Annotated in this window: 7 protein-coding genes; all 7 read left to right on the top strand. The window is 65.4% G+C overall.

Features of this window, described 5'->3' with window-relative positions:
* Nucleotides 1-168 precede the first annotated feature (168 nt).
* On the top strand, nucleotides 169-1,704 hold the full coding sequence (locus ACYPYD_RS26410) for a hypothetical protein (RefSeq protein WP_008830821.1): 1,536 nt from the start codon (nucleotides 169-171) through the stop codon (nucleotides 1,702-1,704).
* A 133-nt stretch (nucleotides 1,705-1,837) separates the two neighbouring features.
* Nucleotides 1,838-2,032 (top strand): preprotein translocase subunit SecE, encoded by a 195-nt coding sequence (gene secE, locus ACYPYD_RS26405; RefSeq protein ID WP_008830820.1) that lies wholly within the window; start codon nucleotides 1,838-1,840, stop codon nucleotides 2,030-2,032.
* A gap of 28 nt (nucleotides 2,033-2,060) precedes the next feature.
* A complete protein-coding gene (gene nusG, locus ACYPYD_RS26400; RefSeq protein ID WP_008830819.1) occupies nucleotides 2,061-2,597 on the top strand; it encodes a transcription termination/antitermination protein NusG in 537 nt (178 codons plus the stop codon).
* Between the two features lie 213 nt (nucleotides 2,598-2,810).
* On the top strand, nucleotides 2,811-3,740 hold the full coding sequence (locus tag ACYPYD_RS26395; protein WP_459666629.1) for an acyltransferase family protein: 930 nt from the start codon (nucleotides 2,811-2,813) through the stop codon (nucleotides 3,738-3,740).
* Nucleotides 3,741-3,744: 4 nt separating this feature from the next.
* Nucleotides 3,745-4,809, top strand: a complete 1,065-nt coding sequence (locus ACYPYD_RS26390) for an acyltransferase family protein (protein ID WP_459666626.1) — start codon at nucleotides 3,745-3,747, stop codon at nucleotides 4,807-4,809.
* Between the two features lie 169 nt (nucleotides 4,810-4,978).
* Nucleotides 4,979-5,410, top strand: a complete 432-nt coding sequence (rplK, locus tag ACYPYD_RS26385; protein ID WP_008830816.1) for a 50S ribosomal protein L11 — start codon at nucleotides 4,979-4,981, stop codon at nucleotides 5,408-5,410.
* Between the two features lie 4 nt (nucleotides 5,411-5,414).
* Nucleotides 5,415-6,047: 50S ribosomal protein L1 (rplA, locus tag ACYPYD_RS26380; RefSeq protein ID WP_459666625.1), on the top strand; the 633-nt coding region annotated here is incomplete at its 3' end.

Here is a 6,047-nt window from a genome sequence, read left to right as displayed (position 1 = left end):
CTTCGACAAGCTCAGCATGAGCGGAAACGGGAAGACGGCTTCTTCATTCCGCTCATGCTGAGCTTGTCGAAGCACCATCGTCGGGTCACGACGTTCAATTGCGGGCCAAGTTGCTTTACGAGAGCCCGTTCGCCGATTCGGGCTACTAGCGGGAAGACACAGTCACACATGCACGCCAGCGCGCATCCTGACGCCGTGGAGGCCGAAGCGGCCACCTCCAACTCCGGCACCGACACTTACAAGCGTACGCGCCACGAAGCCTTGTGGATGGGCATCGTCCTGTCGCTGCTGGCGATGCTCCCGGCGATCGTCGCCTGGGCGCCGCAGATGACCGACTATCCTTCGCACCTGGCCGGGTTCAAGGTCATGCTCGATCACGGGCACGACCCGTTCCTGACGCGCTATTTCCTGTTCAAGTGGGAATGGACCGGCAATCTCGGCGCCGAGCTGCTGATGGTGCCGCTCACGAAGATCATGGGGCTGGAAGCTGCGGGCCGCTTCATCGTCGCGGCCATTCCGTTCCTTACCGGCATGGCGATCATGGCGGTGGAATGGAGCCTCAGGAAGCGCATCGGTGTTGGCGCGATCCTGGCCTTCGCGATGATCTGGTCGCCCTCGTTCCTGATGGGCTTCCTCAACTATTCGCTGTCGATTGCCTTCGCGCTGTTCGTGCTGGCGGGCTGGGTGCGGCTGGAGAACTGGCGCTGGCGCTGGGCGGTGATGATCCCGGCCAGCTTCGTGGTGTGGCTGTGTCACGTCTCGGGCTGGGGCGTGATGGGCGTGCTGATCTTCGGCTATGAATGGTCGAAGCGTGCAAGCTGGCGCGACTGGCGGCCGTTCCTCAGGCCCTGGCCGCTGATCTTCCCGCTGCTGCCGATGCTGCTGGGCGTGGGTTCGAACTCCAAGGTGTCCTACGGGCGCTTCGGCGTGCTCGAATACAAGTGGCAGATCCTCTACCGCGCGATGCGCAGCTACGACATGACCTTCGACATCGCCAGCCTGTGCGTGGTGGTGGCGGTGATCGTGGCGGCGCTGGCGATCCGCCGCTTCGACGGGCGCGTCGGCTGGGCGGCGCTGATCCTGCTGATCCTGACGCTGGTGGTGCCGCGCCAGATCTTCGGTGGCGACTATGCCGACTATCGCCTGAGCACCGCCGCGCTGCTGGTCGCGTGCCTCGCGATCGACTGGCCGGTGCCGCGCTGGGGCCTTGCGCTTGCGGGGCTGCTGTTCACGGCCCGCATCGCCGTCACCACGGTGGTCTGGTACGAGGATGCGCAGACCGCGCGCCAGCTCGTCACCGCGCTCGACTACGTTCCCGAAGGCTCGCGCGTGGCGACGGCGATCGCGATTCCCCGCCGCCAGTGGTTCTTCGGCCCGTTCGAGCACTTCGGCAGTTACGCCGTGGTTCGCCGCAGTTCGATGGAGAATTCCAACTTCGCGCTGCCCGACGTTCACATGCTGTCGATGCGCGAGACGCGTTACCGTTTCAACGATCCGACGCAGCGTATTCTCTACAGCGACAGCCAGCGGATCGACTTGCGCAAGTTCAAGCCCGCGCGCCATGCCGACTACCTCTGGTACATCGGCACGAAGGCCCCGGTGGCGATCCCGGACGGGGCGCGGATCGTCTTCGCGACGCCCAACTCGTTCCTTGCGCGCCTGCCGGACTCGGTGGACCTTGCAAATCCGGACAGTGGAAGCTAAATCCCCGTTTCCTCCCGACAGGCGGACTTCATCAGCCCCTCCCGGCCTCGGCCGGGGCGGCGATGGCCCCTAGGCGGAAGAATCGCAGAATTTTCCGTGACCAAAGCGGCATAGCTAAGAGAGCGACGTTAAGATGGCCAAGATCACCCCCGGCGAATTCATGCGCCAGGTTCAGGCGGAAACGCGCAAGATCCACTGGCCTTCGCGCCAGGAGACGGTCACGACCGCGATCTTCGTCGGCCTGATGACGGTGCTGCTGGCGGTGTTCTTCCTGGGCATCGACGCGCTGTTCGGCTGGGTCGTCAGCGCTCTGCTGAATGCCCTTTGATCGCCAGAATACAGGACTGAGAGAACACATGGCCCGCTGGTACATCATCCACGCCTACTCCGGCTTCGAGAGCAAGGTTAAGGAAGCCATCATCACCGAGGCCGAGCGCATCGGTCTGTCGCAGCTCGTCGAGGACGTGCAGGTTCCTTCCGAAACCGTCACCGAAGTGAAGCGCGGCAAGAAGGTCCAGACCGAGCGCAAGACGATGCCCGGCTACGTCCTCGCCAAGCTGACGCTGAACGACGACGTCTACCACCTCATCAAGAACACCCCGAAGGTCACCGGCTTCCTGGGTGCCAACAACAAGCCGCAGGCGATCAGCGAGAGCGAGGCCTCGCGCTACTTCGGCGCCGCCGAAGCCGCTGCCGCCGCGCCGCGCAAGACCGTCTCGATCGATTACGAGATCGGCGATTCGGTCAAGGTGCTCGACGGCCCGTTCGCGAGCTTCAACGGCATCGTCGAGGAACTCGACTTCGAGAAGAGCCGCGTCAAGGTGGCGGTCTCGATCTTCGGCCGCGCCACCCCGGTGGAGCTGGAATTCGAGCACGTCGAACTCAGCAAGTAAGGCGCGGGCGGGGGGCTCCCCGGATCCTTCGACACGCTCGCAGATGAGCGGTGTTGGGGGAAGGGGCGCTCTCAGTCCCGCTCATGCTGAGCGTGTCGAAGCACCATGGCCCTCGGTGGCCGGTGCAGGATAACGCAGACGCCCCGCCCGAGTGCGGGGCGTTTCGCGTTTCGGGAAACGGCGAATTAACCACTCCGGGTGCATGGATGCCCCATGCACAGGGGGCGCCTCGACGGACTGGATGGCTTGCGCGGGATCGCCGCGCTGTGCGTGTTCCTCTCGCACGTCTTCCCCGATTATCGGACCAGCGCCTATCTCGCGGTCGATTTCTTCTTCATGCTCAGCGGCTATGTCATGGCCCGCAGCTACGAGGCTCGGCTCGGCTCGGGCGGTGGGCGCGCCTTCATGCTGGCGCGCATCCGCCGCCTGTGCCCGACGATCCTGCTGGCCGGCCTTTTCGCGCTGCCCTGGCTGCTGAGCCAGCCGGACACGAGCGCGACTTTCGTGCTGGTCTGCCTTGCGCTGCCCTTGCTCATCAACTTCCCGGCGTGGTCGATCGGCGCGGAGCTTTTCGCCAACCTCGTCCACGCGCTCGGCCTAGCGCGGCTCGGTACGCCGCGGCTGGCGCTGCTCGGCATGGTGTCGTTCGCGGCACTGGTGGTTATCGCCTGGGGGCATGGCCTCGATTTCGTACCCGGCCGGGCGGTCTGGTGGGCGATCGGCCTGCGCGCACTGGTGCCTTACATTGCGGGCATCGTCCTCCATCGCCTGTGGCGGGACCAGCCGCCTTTCGCGCCCGGTGCCTTCTTCACCTTCGCGGCGATGCCCGTCGCCCTTGCGCTCGCCACCCTGTTTCTGGCCACGCGCGGCTGGGCAGACCTGGCGTTCATGGCGCTGATCTGCCCATTGCTGATCGCCGGAGGGCTGTGCCACGGGCAGGGGAGCCGCCTCGCGCAAGCGGCAGGCGCCTTTTCGTTCCCGCTCTACGCCGCGCATGCCCCGGCGATTCTCGCGGTGCAGGCATTCGGGCTCGGCTGGCCATGGCGCCTTGCCGCTGGCCTCGCGGCGGGCGCGCTCGTCATGATCGTGATGGAGCGCATGCACACTCCCTCGACCGGCTCGCCGGTACTGAAAGCTGCGTGAAGACATGATCACGGAACCCGTCCCAGCGAAATCCGGCACGCGGCTTGCGGCGCTCGACGGCCTGCGGGGCATCGCCGCAGCCGGGGTCGCGTTCCTCTATCACCCGCTGCTGGAACTGGACCCGGCGGTCATGGCGAAGGCGCCCGCGCCGATCGTCTGGCTGCGCGACTGGGGCTGGAGCTTCGTCGATCTGTTCTTCCTGATCTCGGGCTTCATCTTCGCCCATGTCTACTTGCGTGAGCGGCGGCTCGACCGCGCGGGCCTTGCGGACTTCGCGGTCGCGCGCATCGCCCGGCTCTATCCGCTGCATCTGCTGACTTTCGCGATCTGCGTCGTGCTGTTCCTCGGCGCGCCCGAGAACACCTGGTACGCCTTTCTCGCGCACCTGTTGATGATGCAGGCGTTCGTCGAGCCGCTGGGCCACACCTTCAACGGCCCGAGCTGGTCGATTTCGGTCGAACTGGCCTGCTACACCCTGTTTGCGCTGGGTGCGGTCAGCGGAGAGCGGACGCTGCGCTGGGTAACGGCGGCGGCGATCCTTGTGCCGGTCGGCTATCTCGTATTCTTCGCCAGCGCAGGCGGCCCGTGGATCGCCGACTGCATTCCGCGCGGCCCCTTGGGCTTCTTCCTCGGGCAAGTGCTGTGGCGCTGCCGGGAGCGGATCGCGCGCGTTCCCGCTATTGTGCTGGTCGCGCTCATGGCGACGGGCCTGCTGCTCGACATGGGCCGCTTTTCGCCCTTACTGCCGCTGTGCCTGCTCGCATGGCCCGCCGCGCTGTGCCTGTCGCTGCGCATTCCGGCATTGGCGAGCCGTCCGCTGCTGTGGCTTGGGGATCGCAGCTATTCGATCTACCTCGTCCACTTCCCGCTGCTTCTCGTCTGCATCCCCACGATCGAGAGCACCACCAGCGGCTTGACGGCGAGCGCCATGCTGCTGGCCTTCGCAGCCGTGGTGCTGGTGCTTGGCGACTTGGCCTATCGCCGCCTCGAAGTGCCTTCGCGCCGTGCGATTCGCGGGCTATGGCAGCGCCGCCGCAAAGTTGTGGCGCAAGGCGCGGTTGCCGCCTGAAACGGGCTCTTTCCTTTCCTCCGCTTTTCCTATAGGGGCGCCCCCTTCGGACATGGCCTTGCCGTGCCCGATTCCCTGCGGGAGGGGTGCTGATCACACGGCGCCCCGCCAAAACCGCTAGACATGAGCCTCGGGAAACCGGGGCGACAGTGTGAAAAGGAGCGGCCCCATGGCCAAGAAGATTACCGGTTACATCAAGCTGCAGGTTCCTGCAGGCAAGGCCAACCCGTCGCCGCCGATCGGTCCGGCTCTGGGTCAGCGCGGCGTGAACATCATGGAATTCTGCAAGGCGTTCAATGCCGCCACGCAGGAACTCGAGAACGGCATGCCGATCCCGACCATCATCACCGTTTACGCCGACCGCAGCTTCACCTTCGTCACGAAGACGCCGCCTGCCACCTTCCTCATCAAGAAGGCCGCCGGTCTGAAGTCGGGCTCGAAGGAGCCGGGCAAGATTTCCGCCGGTAAGATCGCGCGTTCGAAGCTGTCCGAGATCGCCCAGGTCAAGATGGCCGACCTCAATGCCAACGACATCGAGGCCGCAACGAAGATCATCGAAGGTTCCGCTCGCGCGATGGGCCTCGAAGTGGTGGAGGGCTGAGCCCATGAAGCAGACCAAGAACCAGAAGGCTCTCGCAGCCAAGCTCGGCGACAACATGAAGCTCTACGGCGTTGACGAAGCGCTGCAGACCCTGCGTGACGTCAAGGCCACCAAGTTCGACGAGACCATCGAAGTTGCGATGAACCTGGGCGTCGATCCCCGCCACGCCGACCAGATGGTCCGCGGCATGGTTTCGCTGCCCGCAGGCACCGGCAAGACCGTTCGCGTCGCCGTGTTCGCCAAGGGTGACAAGGCTGCCGAGGCTCTCGCCGCCGGTGCCGACAAGGTTGGCGCCGAAGACCTCATGGAAGACATGCAGGCCGGCAACCTCGACTACGACCGCGTCATCGCCACCCCGGACATGATGGGCGTCGTCGGCCGTCTCGGCAAGCTGCTGGGCCCCAAGGGCCTGATGCCGAACCCGAAGCTGGGCACCGTCACCCCGAACGTGACGCAGGCCGTGAAGGACGCCAAGGGCGGCCAGATCGAGTTCCGCGTCGAGAAGCAGGGCATTATCCACGCCGGCATCGGCAAGATGTCGTTCTCGGATGCCGACCTGAAGACCAACTTCTCGGCTTTCGTGGACGCCATCGTCAAGGCGAAGCCCTCGGGCGCCAAGGGCAAGTACGTCCGCAAG

Source organism: Novosphingobium sp. 11B (assembly GCF_054589055.1).
Note: the sequence above shows the minus strand (reverse complement) of the source record. Positions and strands in the feature narration are given on the sequence as shown.

Coding starts and splice junctions, on each gene's coding strand:
- ACYPYD_RS26410 (WP_008830821.1), top strand. CDS start 169: ATGCACGCCAGCGCGCATCCTGACGCCGTGGAGGCCGAAGCGGCCACC.
- secE (WP_008830820.1), top strand. CDS start 1,838: ATGGCCAAGATCACCCCCGGCGAATTCATGCGCCAGGTTCAGGCGGAA.
- nusG (WP_008830819.1), top strand. CDS start 2,061: ATGGCCCGCTGGTACATCATCCACGCCTACTCCGGCTTCGAGAGCAAG.
- ACYPYD_RS26395 (WP_459666629.1), top strand. CDS start 2,811: ATGCACAGGGGGCGCCTCGACGGACTGGATGGCTTGCGCGGGATCGCC.
- ACYPYD_RS26390 (WP_459666626.1), top strand. CDS start 3,745: ATGATCACGGAACCCGTCCCAGCGAAATCCGGCACGCGGCTTGCGGCG.
- rplK (WP_008830816.1), top strand. CDS start 4,979: ATGGCCAAGAAGATTACCGGTTACATCAAGCTGCAGGTTCCTGCAGGC.